Origin of the sequence: Phenylobacterium sp. J426, assembly GCF_024699945.1 — a bacterium.
In the GTDB taxonomy this organism is placed as follows: domain Bacteria; phylum Pseudomonadota; class Alphaproteobacteria; order Caulobacterales; family Caulobacteraceae; genus Phenylobacterium.
The window spans coordinates 2,500,390-2,517,348 of sequence record NZ_JAJOMY010000001.1 but is presented as its reverse complement, the minus strand read 5'-3'; the positions used below and the strand labels follow the sequence as shown (position 1 = coordinate 2,517,348).

The 16,959-nt window shown below is 70.6% G+C and carries 16 protein-coding genes, 1 pseudogene and 1 riboswitch; of the genes and pseudogenes, 11 read left to right on the top strand and 6 right to left on the bottom strand.

Annotated elements, in window-relative coordinates; all coding sequences use genetic code 11:
• Positions 1-63: 63 nt before the first annotated feature.
• Both LRS10_RS13190 and LRS10_RS13185 read left to right on the top strand, forming a co-directional pair.
• A pseudogene (locus LRS10_RS13190) lies at positions 64-1,691 on the top strand (ABC-F family ATP-binding cassette domain-containing protein).
• 187 nt (positions 1,692-1,878) lie between these two features.
• A complete protein-coding gene (locus LRS10_RS13185) occupies positions 1,879-2,109 on the top strand; it encodes a hypothetical protein (protein ID WP_257837669.1) in 231 nt (76 codons plus the stop codon).
• Positions 2,110-2,137: 28 nt separating this feature from the next.
• Here the strand turns inward: LRS10_RS13185 and LRS10_RS13180 are convergent, their stop codons facing one another.
• From LRS10_RS13180 to LRS10_RS13170, 3 genes are all read right to left on the bottom strand, one after another.
• The gene (locus LRS10_RS13180) at positions 2,138-2,323 is read right to left on the bottom strand and encodes a hypothetical protein (protein ID WP_257837668.1); all 186 of its coding nucleotides are present in this window, start codon (positions 2,321-2,323) and stop codon (positions 2,138-2,140) included.
• Positions 2,324-2,416: 93 nt separating this feature from the next.
• Complete coding sequence (locus LRS10_RS13175) at positions 2,417-2,875, bottom strand: hypothetical protein (protein ID WP_257837667.1); 459 nt, start codon at positions 2,873-2,875, stop codon at positions 2,417-2,419.
• Positions 2,876-2,976: 101 nt separating this feature from the next.
• Positions 2,977-3,753 carry a LytTR family DNA-binding domain-containing protein gene (locus LRS10_RS13170; protein ID WP_257837666.1) on the bottom strand — a complete coding sequence of 259 codons (777 nt, stop codon included), beginning with the start codon at positions 3,751-3,753 and terminating at the stop codon, positions 2,977-2,979.
• Positions 3,754-3,972: 219 nt separating this feature from the next.
• On the opposite strand from LRS10_RS13170, the gene LRS10_RS13165 reads away from it, so the two are divergent.
• The 3 genes from LRS10_RS13165 (at position 3,973) to chrA (ending at position 7,189) form a co-directional block, all read left to right on the top strand.
• A complete protein-coding gene (locus LRS10_RS13165) occupies positions 3,973-4,356 on the top strand; it encodes a hypothetical protein (RefSeq protein ID WP_257837665.1) in 384 nt (127 codons plus the stop codon).
• A 91-nt stretch (positions 4,357-4,447) separates the two neighbouring features.
• The gene (locus LRS10_RS13160; RefSeq protein ID WP_257837664.1) at positions 4,448-4,639 is read left to right on the top strand and encodes a hypothetical protein; all 192 of its coding nucleotides are present in this window, start codon (positions 4,448-4,450) and stop codon (positions 4,637-4,639) included.
• A gap of 1,167 nt (positions 4,640-5,806) precedes the next feature.
• A complete protein-coding gene (chrA, locus tag LRS10_RS13155) occupies positions 5,807-7,189 on the top strand; it encodes a chromate efflux transporter (RefSeq protein ID WP_257837663.1) in 1,383 nt (460 codons plus the stop codon).
• Between the two features lie 40 nt (positions 7,190-7,229).
• On the opposite strand, the gene LRS10_RS13150 is transcribed toward chrA, so the two are convergent.
• Together LRS10_RS13150 and LRS10_RS13145 are read right to left on the bottom strand one after the other, a co-directional pair.
• Positions 7,230-7,751, bottom strand: coding sequence for a DUF1697 domain-containing protein (locus LRS10_RS13150; protein ID WP_257837662.1), 522 nt, complete (start codon positions 7,749-7,751; stop codon positions 7,230-7,232).
• A gap of 10 nt (positions 7,752-7,761) precedes the next feature.
• On the bottom strand, positions 7,762-8,394 hold the full coding sequence (locus LRS10_RS13145; RefSeq protein ID WP_257837661.1) for a glutathione S-transferase: 633 nt from the start codon (positions 8,392-8,394) through the stop codon (positions 7,762-7,764).
• A 108-nt stretch (positions 8,395-8,502) separates the two neighbouring features.
• Here LRS10_RS13145 and LRS10_RS13140 point away from each other — a divergent pair, with 108 nt between their 5' ends.
• From LRS10_RS13140 to LRS10_RS13120, 5 genes are all read left to right on the top strand, one after another.
• Positions 8,503-9,891 (top strand): MFS transporter, encoded by a 1,389-nt coding sequence (locus LRS10_RS13140; protein ID WP_257837660.1) that lies wholly within the window; start codon positions 8,503-8,505, stop codon positions 9,889-9,891.
• An 80-nt stretch (positions 9,892-9,971) separates the two neighbouring features.
• Positions 9,972-10,955: a hypothetical protein gene (locus LRS10_RS13135; protein WP_257837659.1), complete on the top strand. Its 984-nt coding sequence runs from the start codon at positions 9,972-9,974 to the stop codon at positions 10,953-10,955.
• Positions 10,956-10,980: 25 nt separating this feature from the next.
• Positions 10,981-11,182: riboswitch (cobalamin riboswitch) on the top strand.
• A gap of 105 nt (positions 11,183-11,287) precedes the next feature.
• Positions 11,288-13,159: a TonB-dependent siderophore receptor gene (locus tag LRS10_RS13130; protein ID WP_257837658.1), complete on the top strand. Its 1,872-nt coding sequence runs from the start codon at positions 11,288-11,290 to the stop codon at positions 13,157-13,159.
• A gap of 12 nt (positions 13,160-13,171) precedes the next feature.
• Positions 13,172-13,678 carry a hypothetical protein gene (locus tag LRS10_RS13125; RefSeq protein WP_257837657.1) on the top strand — a complete coding sequence of 169 codons (507 nt, stop codon included), beginning with the start codon at positions 13,172-13,174 and terminating at the stop codon, positions 13,676-13,678.
• Complete coding sequence (locus LRS10_RS13120; RefSeq protein WP_257837656.1) at positions 13,675-14,784, top strand: cobalamin-binding protein; 1,110 nt, start codon at positions 13,675-13,677, stop codon at positions 14,782-14,784. The genes LRS10_RS13125 and LRS10_RS13120 overlap by 4 nt, the downstream gene beginning before the upstream one ends.
• A 31-nt stretch (positions 14,785-14,815) precedes the next feature.
• Here LRS10_RS13120 and LRS10_RS13115 read toward each other — a convergent pair whose 3' ends face one another.
• Positions 14,816-15,229: a hypothetical protein gene (locus LRS10_RS13115; RefSeq protein ID WP_257837655.1), complete on the bottom strand. Its 414-nt coding sequence runs from the start codon at positions 15,227-15,229 to the stop codon at positions 14,816-14,818.
• 295 nt (positions 15,230-15,524) lie between these two features.
• Between LRS10_RS13115 and LRS10_RS13110 the strand changes: the two genes are divergently transcribed.
• Positions 15,525-16,952 (top strand): MFS transporter, encoded by a 1,428-nt coding sequence (locus LRS10_RS13110; RefSeq protein ID WP_257837654.1) that lies wholly within the window; start codon positions 15,525-15,527, stop codon positions 16,950-16,952.
• Positions 16,953-16,959 lie beyond the last annotated feature (7 nt).

The following is a 16,959-nucleotide window of genomic DNA, read 5'->3' as shown; positions in this document are numbered from 1 at the left end:
TGGGACGAATAGCCCACCCGCCGCGCTGGCGTTCTCCCCGGCCGCGGGCTAGCAGGGCGCCCGATGATCCGCCTCGACAACATCTCCAAGCAGAACGGCCACCAGATCCTGTTCATCGAAGCCTCGATGGGCGTCCTCAAGGGGAGAAGGTCGGCCTCGTCGGCCCGAACGGCGCCGGCAAGACCACCCTGTTCCGCATGATCACCGGCCAGGAGCAGCCCGATGACGGCCTCGTCGTCATCGATCCCGGCATGACCATCGGCTACTTCAGCCAGGACGTGGGCGAGATGTCGGGCCAGAGCGCGGTGGCCGCGGTGATGGACGGCGTGGGTCCGGTCAGCGCGCTCGCCGCCGAGATGGCCGAGCTCGAGGCGGCCATGGTCGATCCCGACCGGGCCGACGAGCTGGACGCCGTCATCGAACGCTACGGCGAGGTGCAGGAGCGGTTCCAGGAGCTGGACGGCTATGCGCTGGAGGCCCGCGCCCGCGAGGTGCTGGCCGGCCTCAGCTTCAGCCAGGAGCGGATGGACGCCGACGTCGGCCTGCTGTCCGGCGGCTGGAAGATGCGCGTGGCGCTGGCCCGCATCCTGCTGATGCGCCCGGATGCGATGCTGCTCGACGAGCCCAGCAACCACCTCGATCTGGAAAGCCTGATCTGGCTGGAGGGCTTCCTCAAGGCCTACGACGGCGCGCTGCTGATGACCTCGCACGACCGCGCGTTCATGAACCGCATCATCGGCAAGGTGGTGGAGATCGACGCGGGTTCGCTCGTCACCTATTCCGGCGACCTCGACTTCTACGACCAGCAGCGGGCGCTCACCGAACAGCAGCGCCAGGCGCAGTACGAGCGCCAGCAGGCCATGCTGGCCAAGGAGATCAAGTTCATCGAGCGCTTCAAGGCGCGCGCCAGCCATGCCGCCCAGGTGCAGAGCCGCGTCAAGAAGCTGGACAAGATCGAGCGGGTCGAGCCGCCGCGCCGGCGCCAGTCGGTCCAGTTCGAGTTCCGCAGCCCGCCGCGCTCGGGCGAGGACGTGGTCAGCCTGAAGGGCGTCCACAAGGCCTATGGCGAGCAGCCGATCTACCAGGGCCTGGACTTCCTCGTGCGGCGCAGGGAACGCTGGTGCGTGCTGGGCGCCAACGGGGCCGGCAAGTCGACCCTGCTGAAGCTCGCGGCCGGCGCCATCAAGCCGGACAGGGGCGTGGTGAACGTCGGGGCCAGCGTGAAGATGGGCTATTTCGCCCAGCACTCCATGGATCTGCTGGACGGCGAGGAGACGATCTTCGAGTCGCTGGACGGCTCGTTCCCCCAGGCCGGCCAGGGCCAGCTGCGCACCCTGGCGGGCTGTTTCGGCTTCTCCGGCGACGACGTCGAGAAGCCCTGCCGCGTCCTCTCCGGGGGCGAGAAGGCCCGCCTGGTGATGGCCAAGATGCTGTTTGACCCGCCCAACCTGCTGGTCCTCGACGAGCCGACCAACCACCTCGACATGGCCACGAAGGAGATGCTGGTCCAGGCGCTGGCGGACTTCGAGGGGACGATGCTGTTCGTCAGCCACGACCGCCACTTCCTGGCGGCGCTGTCGAACCGCGTGCTGGAGCTGACCCCGGACGGCGTGCACCAGTACGGCGGCGGCTACACCGAATACGTCGCCCGCACGGGTCAGGAAGCGCCAGGTCTCCACCCCGGCGGCTAAGGGCGCGCGGGTCCCCGCCGCCAGTCACGACGCCCCGATCACAAGACCAGGAGCAGCCCTGCTCAGTCGTTGAAGCGCGGCGACGGCCGACCTACCTCGTTGTTCCAGGGCCTCGGCGAGGAATGACCGTCCAGGCCGCTTCGATCGTCTCGCGTTCGCGGACTTCAACGCAGGCAGAGGAGCCGCCGTGACCGTCTATTCCTATTTCCTCATCGGCGAAGCCGGCGATGAACCGGATTTCCTGGCCACCGGGCACCCTGACGACGATCGGGCGCTCGCCCACGTCGACCTGATCTTCTCCCGCGCGCCCGAGGTGTCGGTCGTCGAGGTCTGGGATGGCCCCCTGAAGCTCGCGCGCCTGCACCGCGAGCGCGCCCGCCCCGACGTCGCCGCCTGGCGCGAGGTGCTCTACCCCTAGCCGCCCGGGCCGCGCCCGGCCCGGCCCCTCACGGCGTCGGCCGCCCCTGGTCGGCGGCGCTGGGCGCGGCCGCCGGAAGGCCGCCGGCGTCCAGCGCGCGCGGCCGGTTCGCGTCGTAGAGCAGGAAGGCCACCGTCGCCGCCACCGCGAAGACCACTGCAATGACGATCAGGCTCATCGGGGATGTGCGGCGCGCCCGCGGACTGTCGGCCATGTTGTCTCCATCGCTGCCCCGCCTTACGCCCTCGCCAGCTACAACGATCCTCGACGGCCAAGGTTCTGAGCTGCCCCTCGCCGGGCGCGGGGCCTAGCGCGGGCCGGGCGGCGGCCGCGACCGCCGCTGCGCCACCATCGGCAGCAGCTGACCGCCGTGATAGGCCACGATCCCGCACATGCGGTCGGCCGCGCCGGAAAGCACGCCGTCGAAGATGACGTCGCCTTCGGCCGATCCGACGACCATCCGCACCGTCTGGTCGCTGACCGTCAGGCTGCGCAGGATGACCGGCGCGGTCCGCACCGGCGTCAGCGTCCCGCCATAGCGTCCGTCGAGCCGGCCCACGGCCAGCAGACCGAAACTGGGGACGCCGCCCACATCGAGGTAGAAGTCCCAGACCCCCGCCAGGTCCGCCGCGCCGGCGGCCGGGTCCGCGGGGCGTGACGGGCCCCCGTCGCAGGTGGTCTTCAGGACGGTGGGCTGCTGCGCGAAGCCCGCGGCCGGTGCGGCCGTGGCGAGCATGAGGGCGCAGGCGAGAAGTCGGTGGCGCATCGGGTCTCCGGGTGAAGCGGCTTGGAATTCGCCGCCCTCTCGCTCGGCCGACCCGACCCGGCAACGGCGGATTCCGCCAATGCCATTCGCGCGGCGGAGCTTTACGGCAACGCCACCGACGCCGCGAGGCTGGCGCGGACGGCCGCGAGGTAGGTCCGGCCCACCGGCACCGTCAGGCCGCCCGTCAGCTCGAGATGCGTCTGATGACCGTCCCGGCGCAGCCGTTCGACTTCCTTGCGGGCGACCCACCAGCGCCGGTGCGCCTGGAAGCCGAGCTGCCGCGGCAGGATCTGCGTGGCCTCGCTGAGCGGCATGTAGATGAGGGCCGAGCCCCGGCGCGTGTGGACCATCAGGTAGTGGTCCTGGGCCTCGAGCGCCAACAGGTCGCGTCCCAGGCGCTCCGGAACCCGTTCGAAGAAGCGGTCGAGGTTCGGGTCGTCCGCGGCGGGCGCCGCGTCGCGGGGCGCCAGGAACGGCCATGTGGCGATGCCCGCGATGACCACCTGCACCGCCGCGACCGAGAAATAGAGCGACACCAGCTGTCCCGGCGCCGTCGACCGTCCGGGAAGCACCACCTGCAGGCCCCAGGCGACGACGAACATCATCGGCAGCGTCGAGACCAGCCCCACCAGGATGATCGCGGCGACCTTCGGCAGGCGCGCGAACGCCGCCATGGGACGAAGCAGCTGCAGGGTGGCGATCGCCAGTCCATAGCCCGTCGCCACGCAGCCGAACCAGAAGGCGTAGCGCGGGGGCGCCGAAAGCGACCGGAACGAGCCGAACGGTCCGGAGAACCCCAGGAACACCCCCAGGGCCAGCGCGCCATAGACGCTGGTGAGGAACGGTGACGTCCAGTTGCGGAGGGGGACCGAGGGCATGTGGCGGCGCAGGGCGGAAAACCGGACGCTAGGCGGCGGCGCCCGCCTTGTCGAGCCGCCGCCCCGCGCGGAGCCGGCGCATCGGCCGCTGCTGACCTTGCTGCACGGCCGCCCAGGGCCTAGCCTGCGCGCGGCTCACAACCGCGGGGTCCTCTCATGGAAACAAGGGTTGCCGAGATCGCCGACGGCATCTTCCGCTTGTCGACCCATGTTCCGGACGTGGCGCCGCCGGCCGGGTTCACCTTCAACCAGTTCCTCATCGCAGGCGACGAGCCGCTCCTGTTTCATTGCGGTCAGCGCGCGATGTTTCCGCTGGTCTCCGACGCCTTCGCGAAAATACTCCCCCTGGAGCAGCTGCGTTGGATCAGCTTCGGTCATGTCGAGGCTGACGAATGCGGGGCGATGAACCTGTGGCTCGAGGCCGCTCCGCAGGCCCAGGTGGTCTACAGCGAGCTGGGCTGCCAGGTTTCCGTGAGCGATCTGGCCGTGCGGCCTCCCCGCGCCCTGGCGCAGGATGAAGTGTTGGACCTCGGCGGCAAACGGGTCCGCATCATCGCCACGCCGCACGTCCCCCCACGGATGGGAAGCCCAGGTCCTCTATGAAGAGACCACCGAGACGCTTTTCTGCGGCGATCTCTTCACCCATGTCGGTGACGGAGAGCCGCTGACACGCCAGCCCATCGTCGAGGCTGCAATGGCGGCGGAGGCGACCTTTCAGGCCACCAGCCTCGGCGTCTTGACCGTCCCGACGATCCGCAAGCTCGCCGAGCTCAGGCCGCGGCGGTTGGCGCTGATGCATGGCTCGTCATTCGAAGGTGATGCGGCGGGAGAGCTGAACCGCCTCGCCGACCGCTACCACGAACTCATCCAGGCTCCCGCGGCATGAGCGCCCCGGGCGCAGCGACGGCTGCGTCCCCTCACCGGGCCGGGCTGATGTTCGCAACGTCAGCCTTGCGGTGGCCAGCGCGAAGGTCCGCATTCGGGACCCAGGCGAAGGTCGGCGCACGACCCATTCCCGGCGTTCAGAACGTCTTCTATCGGCGGTGCGCCTCAAATCTCTTACGCTCGGAGCCAGGTCGGATTGGAGACTGCATGAGCGCAGCGGAGTTCGCGTTTGCCACAGCGCTTGTCGTCATCCCCTCGGCTTGTTCGGGAGGCGCAACGTGGCTGATTGCTTCCCGGTCTTCCTTTGGCCGGCGTCACCCAAAGGCGCTCTTCGCCGGAGGGCTCATGCTCGGTCTACTCCTGACGCCGATTGCCATGGTCACGGTTGGGGCGATAGGCGGCGGATACTGGGACTTGCTCGATCTTCCTGGCGGTCCGCTCGTCGGCGTGGTCACGGCCATAGCTGCGGGGTGCGCGCTTGCGATGGCTTTCCTGGTCGGCGCGAGCCTGCTCCTTTTAAGTTCTGCGAGCTGGGCCGTAAGGCGGCGTCCGCTCGTTGGCGAGCGTCGCTGAGCCAACGTCCGCTCACCACCCTGCCGACCTTCAGAGCGGCCGCCTTCGGCGTGGAATGGGTCAGCGCGGTCGAAAGAGTTCCAGCGAACCCGTAGTTCTCAGTTGCGTCTGTCGCTGCGCGCCTACGCTACCGTGCGACGTCTCGCGCTAAAGGTCCGCAACGGGTCGCCTCCCGACGCACTTACCTTCCCGCCACGCTCCGCCTCCATCAAGGCAGACATCTCGGGCGACCTCCGGTGAGAGCCGAATATACGTCAGTAGGGCCAGGAGCCCGGCTCCGCAGAGCGCTGCAACGACGATCCATGGTCTACGCATCAACGGTGACGCTAGCTGTGCCAACGTCGCCTTTCCACCCCTAGCCGCACTTGAGAGGGTCGGCTCTGGAGCCGAGAGCCGCAGTCCACGCCCGACCACCTGCCGGCATCCGGCAAACCAGCTCAGGCTCTCGTCCGCCCCCTCACCTGCCCGCCGCCTTCGCAAGCTCCGCCCCCGCTTGAGGGGCTCGATGCCCGTGCTATGAAGGCCTTACCGGGATGAAGCGGTGTCCCGGTCAGGCTTCGGCCCAAGCACCGCGCAACTCCGCATGGAGACGCGCATGGCCGGCGCCCGAACGCCCCCGAACAACGTCAGCCTCGCCGAGGCGCTCAGGGTGTGGGCGCGGATCGCCGCCCTGAGCTTCGGCGGCCCCGCCGGCCAGATCGCCGTGATGCACCGCATCCTGGTCGAGGAGAAGCGGTGGCTCGGGGAGCGCCGGTTCCTGCACGCGCTCAACTACTGCATGCTGCTGCCCGGCCCCGAGGCCCAGCAGCTCGCCATCTACATCGGCTGGCTGATGAACCGGACGCTGGGCGGCCTTATCGCCGGGGTCCTCTTCGTGCTGCCAGGCGCCGTTGCGATCATGGCGCTGAGCATCCTCTACGCCCTGTACGGATCGCTCGGGGCGGTGAGCGCGGTCTTCTTCGGCCTGAAGGCCGCGGTCCTCGTGGTCGTGGTCCAGGCCGTGATCCGCGTCGGCGGCAAGTCGCTGCGAAACCCGGTCATGATCGGCCTGGCGGCGGCGGCGTTCGTGGCGATCTACGCCTTCGATGCGCCCTTCCCGCTGATCATCCTGGCCGCGGGGGCGATCGGCTTCCTCGGCGGGCGGCTGGACCTGCCCGCCTTCGCCGTCGGCGGGGCTCACGGGCCCAAGGTGGAGAACGCCGTCCCCGACGCCGAGACCGTGCTGGGCGAAGAGACGCCGGACCATGCGAGACCCAACCTGCGATGGGCGCTCGGCGTGAGCGCCGTGCTGCTCGGCCTCTGGACGGCGCCGGTCCTGGCGCTCGGCCTGGCGCTCGGCTGGGACCACGTGTTCACGCAGATCGCGGTCTTCTTCTCCAAGATGGCGGTCGTCACCTTCGGCGGGGCCTATGCCGTCCTCGCCTATGTCGCCCAGGAGGCGGTGCAGACCTTCGGCTGGCTGGGTCCCGGAGAGATGCTGGACGGCCTGGGCATGGCAGAGACCACGCCCGGCCCGCTGATCATGGTCACCCAGTTCGTCGGTTTCATGGGGGCCTACCGGGGCGCCGCCGGCGTGGATCCGCTCCTGGCCGGCGTGCTCGGCGGGCTGCTCACCACCTGGGTGACGTTCACGCCCTGCTTCCTGTGGATCTTCCTGGGCGCGCCCTTCGTCGAAGCCCTCCGTGGCGCGAGGGCGCTGAACGCCGCCCTGTCCGCGATCACCGCCGCCGTCGTCGGCGTGATCCTGAACCTGGCGCTCTGGTTCGGTCTGCACGTCCTGTTCCGCGAGGTGCGGACCGTCGTGGCAGGTCCGCTCGCGCTGGATACGCCGGTCCTGGCCTCGGCCAACATCTCCAGCCTGCTTCTCGCAGCGCTCGCCGCCGTCGCGGCCTTCCGCTTCAAGGTCGGCGTGCTGCCGCTGCTGGCGGGCTGTGCGGCGGCCGGCGTGGCGCTCCACCTCACGGGCTTGAGGCTCTGAGAGCCAGGCAGCCAGCCCTCAGGGCGGGCGTGGGCCGCCCTCAGGCCAGCTTCTCCGCGAGCCTGCGCACCGTGTTCCAGTTGCGCGAGGTCCCGATGCCGGTGAGCGCCTTGGCGCCGGCCAGCTTGGAGCGGCCCGCCCCGTCCGGATAGGTGATGTAGAGGCAGCCCGGCCCCGGCGCGATCTCCTCGCCGAAGACCGCATGGCGGCGAAGCGGGTCCAGGTCCTTCGGCGGCTCCGCCTTCAGGAACACCGCCATCATCCGCGACGGCTGTTCGGCGGCGAAGGCCGTGAACGGATTGGCGGCGATCACCGCCTCCAGCTCCGCCCGGTCACGCGCGAAGACGTCCGTGGAGAGGCCGAGCTTCGCCGTCAGGGCGGCGGCGATCTGCGCCTCCACGGCGTCCGCCCTGGCGTTGGTCGCCACCACCGCATTGCCGCTGGCCAGCAGGGTCTCCGGCGCCTCGAAGCCCTCGGCCGCCAGCACGGCCTTGAAGTCGGCCATCTTCAGCTGGATGCCGCCGACGTTCACCGCCCGCAGCAGGATGGCCAGCCGTCTCATCGGGGCCGCCTCACCGCGCCGCCGCCTCCCACTCGAGGAAGTCCGGCTGTTCCAGCAGCAGGCCCGCATAGGCGCCGGCCCGGCCGTCGTCGCCGTAGTCGGTGAGCTTCACGCCATAGGTCCGGAAGCGGGTGGCCACGGGCGTGTAGAACGCGTCGGCGATCGACCAGTCGCCCGCCAGGAACGGGCCGCCCGAGCGATCCAGCATGTAGAGCCACAGCTCCACGATGCGGCGGATGTTCTTCTGCGTGGCCTCGGAGAGTTCGGCGGCGCGGGGCTCGACCTCCAGCGCCATCGGGCATTCGCCGCGCAGGCTCGCGAAACCCGAGTGCATCTCCGCCGCCGCCGAGCGGGCCAGGGCCCGGAGGATCGGATCGGCCGGCCACAGGCCAGGCGCCTTCTCCGCCAGGAACTCGCAGATGGCGAGGCTGTCGACGAGGATCGCCCCGCCCTCGTCCGGCCCAAGCTTCAGCGCCGGCACCAGCCCGGACGGGGAGTGCGGCTTAATCTCAGCCTCGGTCCGGTTGTTCTCCTGGCGCAGCTCGATCAGCGTTTCGGTGAACGGCAGGCCCGAGCGTTTCATCGCCAGCCACGGCCGCAGCGACCACGTCGACCACTTCTTCGTGCCGATCACCAGCTCCATGGAGGGCCTCCGTTCTCCGGGTTGAAACATTTCAGCGCTTGCCGCGCCCTACGGCAGCCGGTCAACCTCGAACCAACGAAAAGACAGAAACCGAGGGAGAAACGTCCGATGACCGTCGTCACCCCCGGCGTGGAAGGCGCCGCGCCCGGCGCCGTCGCCGCGCCTGGCCCAGCCGCCGTCGACGCCGCGCCGGCCGTCCCGTTCTCCCGCGGCTACACCCGCTACGCCATGTGGCTGCTGCTCGGCATCTACATCATCAACTTCCTCGACCGGCAGGTGATCAACATCCTCGCCGAGCCGATCAAGAACGACCTCGGCCTCTCCGACACCCAGCTCGGCCTCATGAGCGGCCTGGCGTTCGCGATCTTCTACACCGTGCTGGGCATCCCGCTGGCGCGCCTCGCCGAGCGGAAGAACCGTGCCTACATCATCGGGACCTCGGTGGCCGTCTGGTCGGGCTTCACCGCCCTCTGCGGCCAGGCCCAGAACTTCACCCAGCTCGCCCTCTGCCGCATCGGGGTGGGCGTCGGCGAGGCCGGCTGTACGCCACCGGCCCACTCGCTGATCTCCGACATGGTGCCGAAGGAGAAGCGCTCCTCGGCGCTCGCCTTCTATTCCATGGGCACGCCGCTGGGCAGCCTGCTCGGCCTCGTGCTGGGCGGGCTGGTGGCCGACGCCTACGGCTGGCGCGTGGCCTTCCTCGTCGCCGGCGCGCCCGGGCTGCTCTTCGCGGTCCTGGTCTTCACCACGCTGAAGGAGCCGCGGCGGATCATCGCCAAACAGGCGGCCAAGGTGACCGCCGCCACCGCCAGCTTCGGCGAGACCCTGCGCTACGTCACCCGCAAGCCGACCTTCTGGTACATCTCCATGGGCGCCTCGCTGAAGGCCTTCATCGGCTATGGCCATGCGCCGTTCACCGCCTCCTTCTTCCTGCGCAACCATACCGAGGAGGTGGCGGGTCTCGCCGCCAGCTTCGGCCTGAAGTCGGTGGGCTTCCTGGGTCTCGCCATCGGCCTGCTGGCCGGCATCGGCGGCGCCATCGGCACCTTCGCGGGCGGCTGGATCGCCGACAAGGTCGCCAAGCGCAACCTGGGCCATCAGATGATCACGCCCGCCATCGGCGCGCTGTTGTCGGTGCCGATCTATTCGGCGGCGGTGCTGGTGGATTCCGCGCCCCTCGGGATCTGCCTGCTGGGCCTGAACTATCTCGTGGCGTCCACCTGGTACGGGCCGGTGTACGGCTCCGCCCAGTCGATCGTCCCGCCCCACATGCGCGCCACCACCTCGGCGATCCTGCTGTTCCTCGCCAACCTGATCGGCCTTGGCATGGGTCCGGTGGCCGTGGGCCTGCTCTCCGACGGGCTGAACACCGGCATGGGTCTCGGCTCGGCCGAGGGCGTGCGCTGGGCGCTGATCATCTCGGCCCTCTTCGGCGTCATCCCGTTCGTGCTGTTCTGGCTGGCGCGGAAGACGCTGCACCGCGACACGGTGTCCTAGAACGCCGATATAACAGGTTCTTCCACCTACGGTCGCTTGGCGCCCCGACGATTCTACGGAAGCGTGCGGGGATGGTTGAGATGCTGCGCGGGGGCGAGCACGAACCGCTTCCGCCCCCTCTGACCGCGCACTGGTTGCTGGTTCGGCTCAGTATCGAGCTGGTCACGGATGTAGCCGACATCGTCCGCGACGGCGGTCCGGTCCTCGATCCGCTGTTCCTGACCGCCGTCATCGAGGCCAATGTCGCCCCGATCAACCAGGATCCGGTGCTGCAGCAGAAGTACGGCGCCCTCGACGCGCCGCCGCCCGACGAGCTGCGCCGCCCGGTCAGCATCAACGCCGTCGCCGCCTCCCTGGGCCAGCCGTTCGAGACCACCCGGCGGCGGCTGAACGCGCTGGCCGCCCGCGGCGAGTGCGTCATCGGCCCCAAGGGCGTCGTGGTGCCCACCGCCCGCCTCGCCTCCGATCACTACCGGCGGATTTCGACCCTGCGCTACGAGCGTGTCCGGCGGCTGTATCTCGAACTCCGCGACTTCGGCGCCCTCGTCGACATGGCCCGCGGCGGCGACACCGGTCCCGCCCTGCCCGGCATGCATTGGCCCGAGGGCGACGCCGCCTTCGACGAGCCGCCCGTCCGCCTCGTGAACCGGCTGCTCTCCGAATACTATCTCCGGGCGCTGGAGCTGCTGGGCCGCCGCGTCGGCGACCCGCTGACGGGCATCATCCTCCTGAAGCTCGGCCAGCTGAACCTGCGCCACCTGACGCCCGAACAGCGCGCGACGCCCGCCCCCCTGCCCGAAAGCCTCCGCCGGCCCGTCCGCCGCAGCGAGGTGGCCCGCAGCGTCGGCCTGCCGTCCGAGACCGTGCGCCGCCGCCTCATCGATCTCGAACAGCGCGGCTACTGCCGCAGCGGCCCCGACGGCGTGGTCTTCGCCATCGACGCCGCCGTCCGCCCCGGCGCCCAGCGGCTGTTCCACGACAACAACGTCAACCTGATGCGCATGATGGCCCGGCTGCAGCGCTACGGCGTGCTGGCCTGGTGGGACGGCCAGCCTTCACCCTGAGGCAGCTTGACGCCCGCCCCGGCGCGGCCCAAAGGCGGGGCGTGGCGCCCGAGAGGGCTCAATAGGGAATGCGGTGCGGATCTTTCGATCCTAAGCCGCGGCTGCCCCCGCAACTGTAAGCGGCGAGCTTCCCCCGATTAAGCCACTGGGGCCGAAAGGTCCTGGGAAGGCCGGACGGAAGCTGTGACCCGCGAGCCAGGAGACCTGCCACAAGCCGTGGTCACGCGCGATCGCGTCGGACGGGGTGCGCCGATGTGGATGGACCGCCGGGTTTCGAGCCCGGCGACAGCCGTCGTTTCGCGGTGACGTCTCCACGTCCGCCGCGAGGCCTCATGTACCGTTCTTCCGTTTCCCTGATCGCCCTGACGCTCCTTGCGACTCCGGCCCTGGCCGAAGATGCACAGGTGGACGGCGTCGTCGTCACCGCCACCCGCCGGCCGACCGCCGCCGAGGAGGTGGGCTCCGCCGTCACCGTCTTCACCGCCGACGACATCGCCCGGCGCCAGCAGCGCACCCTGCCCGACGTTCTGCAGCTCTCGCCGGGGCTCAACGTCGTCCAGACCGGCGGCCCGGGCGGCCGCGCCTCGGTCTTCATCCGCGGCGCCAACGCCAACCACACCAAGGTGCTGATCGATGGCGTCGACGCCAACGATCCCAGCCAGGGCGGCGTCTTCGACTTCGGCGCCATCCTCACCGACGACATCGCCCGCGTGGAGGTCCTGCGCGGCCCGCAGTCCGGCCTCTACGGCTCGGACGCGATCGGCGGCGTGGTCAACATCGTCACCGCCCCGCCCGGCGGCCCGAACCGCCTTCGCGCCCGGCTCGAGGCCGGCAGCTTCGAGACCTTCGACCAGGCGCTCGGCGCGGCGGGCGAAGCGGGTCCGCTGGGCTACGCCGTCAACCTCGCCCACGCCCGCACCGGCGAAAGCAGCACGACCCCGCTGGCGCTGATCCCGAACGGCCGCGCGGTCGACGCCGACGAATACGAGAACACCACGCTGACCGCCCGCCTCCGCGCCCGGGCCTCCGATCGCCTCGAGTTCAACGGCGTGGCCCGGCTGGCCGACAGCGAGCTCTTCTTCACCTCCGACGAGGGCTTCCCGTCCGCCCCCGCCGCCGAGCGCTCGCGCCAGGACGCCCGCGGCCTCGTCGCCCGCGCCGAGGCCCGCCTCGACGTCATCCCGGACCGCCTGGCCGCCCGCGCCGGCGTGAACGTCACCGACTACCGCACGAAGATCACCTCGCCCGGCGGCTTCGTCTCCCGCAACGCGGGCGACGAGCTGAAGGGCGACCTGCGGCTCGATCTTGCCTTCGACGGGGGCCATACCCTGATCGCCGGCCTCGAAGCCGAGCGCGAGCGCCTCGCCGACACCGCGCCCAATTACGAGACCGAGAACCTCGCGGTCTTCGCCGAGGCCCAGACCCGGCCGGGCGCCCCGGTCAGCCTCACCGCGTCCGTCCGCCTCGACGACAACGACCGCTTCGGCGGGAAGGCCACCTGGCGCCTCGCCGCTGCCCACACCCTGCCCGCCACCGGCACGATCCTGCGCGCCAGCTACGGCACGGGCTTCAAGGCGCCGACGCTCACCCAGCTGTTCGTCAGCTTCCCCGAGTTCTTCTTCTTCGCGAACCCCGACCTCGAGCCCGAGACCAGCCGCGGCTTCGACCTGAGCCTCGAACAGCCGCTCGGCGACCGCCTCACCATCGGCGCGACCTACTTCGACCAGACCATCCGGAACCTGATCACCACCAACGCCACGTTCGACAGCTACGCCAACATCGGCCGCGCCCGGGCGAAGGGCGTGGAGGCCTTCGCGCAAGCCGCGCTGACGCCCGCGCTCAACGTCCGCCTCGACTACACCTACACAGACGCCGAGGACCGCGACACGGGCCTCACCCTGCTCCGCCGGCCCAAGCACCGCGCCACCGCCGCCGCCGACTGGGCCGTCACCGACGCCCTGACCGTCTCGGCCACCGTCGTCCACGTCGGCCGCTGGATCGACGGCGACCGCAGCTTCACCGTCCCGCGCCTGAAGGCGCCCGACTACACGGTCGCCCACCTCGCCGCCCAGTACCGCCTCTCCGACCGCGTCACCGTCTTCGGCCGCGTCGAGAACCTCACCGACGAGCGCTACGAGAACCCGGTCGGCTTCGAACGCCCCGGCCGCGGCGCCTTCGCCGGCCTGCGCGTCAGCCTCGACTAGGGAGCCCCGCCCATGAACCGCCTCACATGGTCAGCTGGCGTCTACGGCGCCGTCGTCCTGGGCTGCTTGGGCCTGGCCTGCCTGGAGCCCCTGGTCGCCATCGCCGTCCTCGCCGCCGCCCGCCTCAGGCTCCCGCAGGCGCTCGCGCTCACCGCCGCCGTCTGGCTCACCGGCCAGGCGATCGGCTTCGGCCTCCGCGACTATCCCGTCGACGTCCAGACCGTCGGCTGGGGCGCAGGCCTCGGCGTCATGGCCCTGGCCAGCCTCGTCACCGCCGCCGTCGTCCTGCCGCGACTTCCGCAGCACTGGCCCACCGCCTTCCGCGTCGCCACAGCCTTCGTCCCGGCCTTCGTCGCCAACCAGCTCACGGCGCTGGCCGTCGAGTTCGCGGTCGAGGGCAGCTGCGAGATCGTCCCCGGCGTGATCACCGCCATCGGCCTGATCAACGCCGGCTGGCTGGCCGCCCTGCTGGCCCTCGACGCGCTCGCCCAGCGCCGGCCGGCCGCGCGCGCCGCATGAGCGAACCGCAGCGCATCGTCAGCCTGCTCCCCAGCGCCACCGAGATCGTGGCGGCGCTGGGGCTCGGCCACCGCCTGGTCGGCCGCTCCCACCAGTGCGACTTCCCGGCCGGCGTCGCCGCCCTGCCGGCGCTCAGCTCCACCAAGGTCCGCCCGCTCGATACGGCGGCCGGCTTCGGCTCGGGCGCCATCGACGCCCAGGTCAACGACATCCTGCGCCAGGCGGTCAGCGTCTACGACGTCGACACCGAGACCCTTAAACGGCTGAAGCCCGACGTCATCCTCACCCAGACCCAGTGCGCCATCTGCGCCGTCACCCCGGCCGACCTGGAAGCCGCCCTCTGCAGCTGGACCGGCCTGGCCCCCGAGCTCGTCAGCCTCGAGCCCGACGACCTCGCCGACGTCTGGGGCGACATCCGCAAGGTCGCCCGGGCCTTGGGCGCCGTCCCGGCCGGCGAGGCCCTGATCGCGTCCCTCCAGGCCCGCCTCGCCGCGCTCTCCGCCGCCGTCGCGCCCAAGACCACTGGCCGCCCGAAGCCCACCGTCGCCGCCCTGGAATGGTTCGAGCCGCTGATGGCCGGCGGCAACTGGATGCCCGAGCTGATCGAGGCCGCCGGCGGCCGCTCCCTCTTCGCCACGGCCGGCCAGCACTCCCCCTGGCTCGCCTGGGACGACCTCGCCGCCGCCGACCCCGACGTGATCCTGCTGCTGCCCTGCGGCTTCACCCTCGCCCAGAGCCTCTCCGACCTGCCGGCGCTCGCGTCCCACCCGCTCTGGCCCCGGCTCCAGGCCGTCCGCCAGGGCCAGGTCTACGCCATCGACGGCCACCACTACTTCAACCGCCCCGGCCCCCCGCCTCGTCGAGAGCGCCGAGATCGTCGCCGAGATCCTCCACCCGGGCGCTGTCCACTTCGGCCACGAAGGCCAGGCCTGGGTCCGCCTTACCTCCCCTGCGTAGCGGGGGAGGGGGACCATCGGCCGAGGCCGCAGGCCGCAGAGCCGATGGTGGAGGGGGCGAGCCGCCGATCGCCCGCCCCCCTCACAGCCACCGCGCGTCCGGATCCTCCGCCGGCACTTTCGCGTTCCCAGCCGCAGTATCAACTCTAAAGCGGCGAATACCTGCGCCGCTGCCCGGCGCCTAACGTCGCAATGACGACAGGCGGATGAAATCCGGATCGCCTGGCCGCTTTACCGTCCAATGGTTCCAGCCGTTGAGGTTCGTCTTGCGACCATCCTTGGTCGTGACGCTATGGATCAACGCCATGGATGGCGAGGAGAAGGCCTCCCCCCGAACCACCCACTTCCCAGCACTCACGAGGCCGTCCACGTGCTGACCGGAGTAAATGACCCGCAACTGGGTCCCTTCGGGCAGCTCGACCCCATCCTTCCGCCACGCGCCGCCGTTCCTGGCCGGCCGCGACGCTGTATCCGTTGCGTCTAGGCACTCGAGTCCGAGCAGCCTCATCAGGATGGCGTTCTCGGGCTCCCCCATTGACTGTCGCTCAGCCTCGATCGCCTTGTGCACCTCGAGCCCAATCTGGATAGTCTTCATCCCAGCACCTCTAGCACCACCTTCTGCTATATAGTACTAATAGCGAGCGCGAGACAACACCCTTCCCCACCCCGACGTAACCGGCCTAACCTCCGCCCCAACGCCTTGAGCCGCCGGCGCTGAAGCGCCGCCGCCTTAAGGCCCACGACCGCCCGCCAGCGGCGGCTTCCGGGGAAGCGCACACACATGGCCACCACACCTCCGGCCTCCCCAGGAGCCTCCCCGTCCAGCTCCGCGCCCGGCGCCGCCCCCCCAGTTCACCCCAGCCTACAAGACCACGGTCCTGTGGCTGCTGGTGCTGGCCTACACCTTCAACTTCATCGACCGGACGATCATCTCGACGATCGGACAGGCGATCAAAGAGGACCTGAAGCTCACCGACGCCCAGCTGGGCTGGCTGGGGGGCCTGTCGTTCGCCCTGCTCTACACGACGCTGGGCATCCCGATCGCGCGGCTGGCCGAGCGCAAGAGCCGGGTCAACATCATCACCATCGCCATCGTCGTCTGGTCGGGCTTCACGGCGCTGTGCGGCCTGGCGACCAGTTACGTCCAGCTCCTGCTGTTCCGGGTGGGCGTAGGGATCGGCGAGGCGGGGCTGTCGCCGCCGGCGCACTCGCTGATCAGCGACTATTTCGAGCCCAAGAAGCGGGCCTCGGCCCTGTCGATCTACGCCTTCGGCATTCCGCTGGGGACCATGTTCGGGGCCATCGCCGGCGGCTGGATCGCCCAGAACGTGAGCTGGCAGGCGGCCTTCATGCTGGTGGGCCTGCCCGGTATCGCCGTGGCGCTGCTGATCAAGCTGGTGGTCAAGGAGCCGCCGCGCGGCTGGGCCGACCGGCAGCTGGCGATCGAGGCCGAGAGCGCGGGGGCGCTGGGCCGGGAGGCTTCGATCGCGGGCGCGCCGAACCCGCCGCTCGCCTCGTCCGATCCGGCCCTGGACGCGGAGCGGAAGCCGCCGTCGATGGCGGCGGTGGCCAAGCGGCTGCTGGGCTCGTGGGGGCTGTTCCACATCGTGGCCGGGATGACGCTGGCGAGCTTCGCCGGCTATGGCGCGGGGCAGTACGTGCCGCCCTACCTGATCCGCCAGTACGGCCTGGACCTGGCGACCGCGGGCCTGCTGTTCGGCCTGGTGGCCGGGGTGGCCAACGGCGCGGGGACGCTGCTGGGCGGGTTCCTGACCGACTGGGCGAGCAAGCGCAGCGTGCGCTGGTATGCGCTGGTGCCGGCCATCGGGCTGATGGTGGCGACGCCGCTGTACCTGTGGACCTTCACGCGCGACACCTGGCAGGCCGGGGTGGCGTTCTGGATGGTGGGGGGCGTGCTGCACTACACCTACCTGGGGCCGACGTTCGGGGTGGTGCAGAACGCCATGGACACCCGGATGCGGGCGACGGCGGCGGCCCTGCTGCTGTTCATCGTCAACCTGATCGCGCTGGGGTTCGGCCCGCCCTTCACGGGGTGGCTGATCGACCTGTTCGCGCAGAACGCCTGGGTGACGGCGGGCGGAGCCGGGGCGCTGGAGGCGGCGTGTCCGGGCGGCGTGGGGCCGGCGGGGGCCGGGGGTGCGGTGGATGCGGCGTGCCGGGGCGCGACGGCGGTGGGGACGCGGCTGGGGCTGCTGGGCACGACCCTGATCTACGCCTGGGCCGGCCTGCACTACCTGCTGGCGGCGCTGACGCTGCCGAGGGACATCGCCCGGGCCCAGGCGGCCCAGCAGAACTGACGGAAAC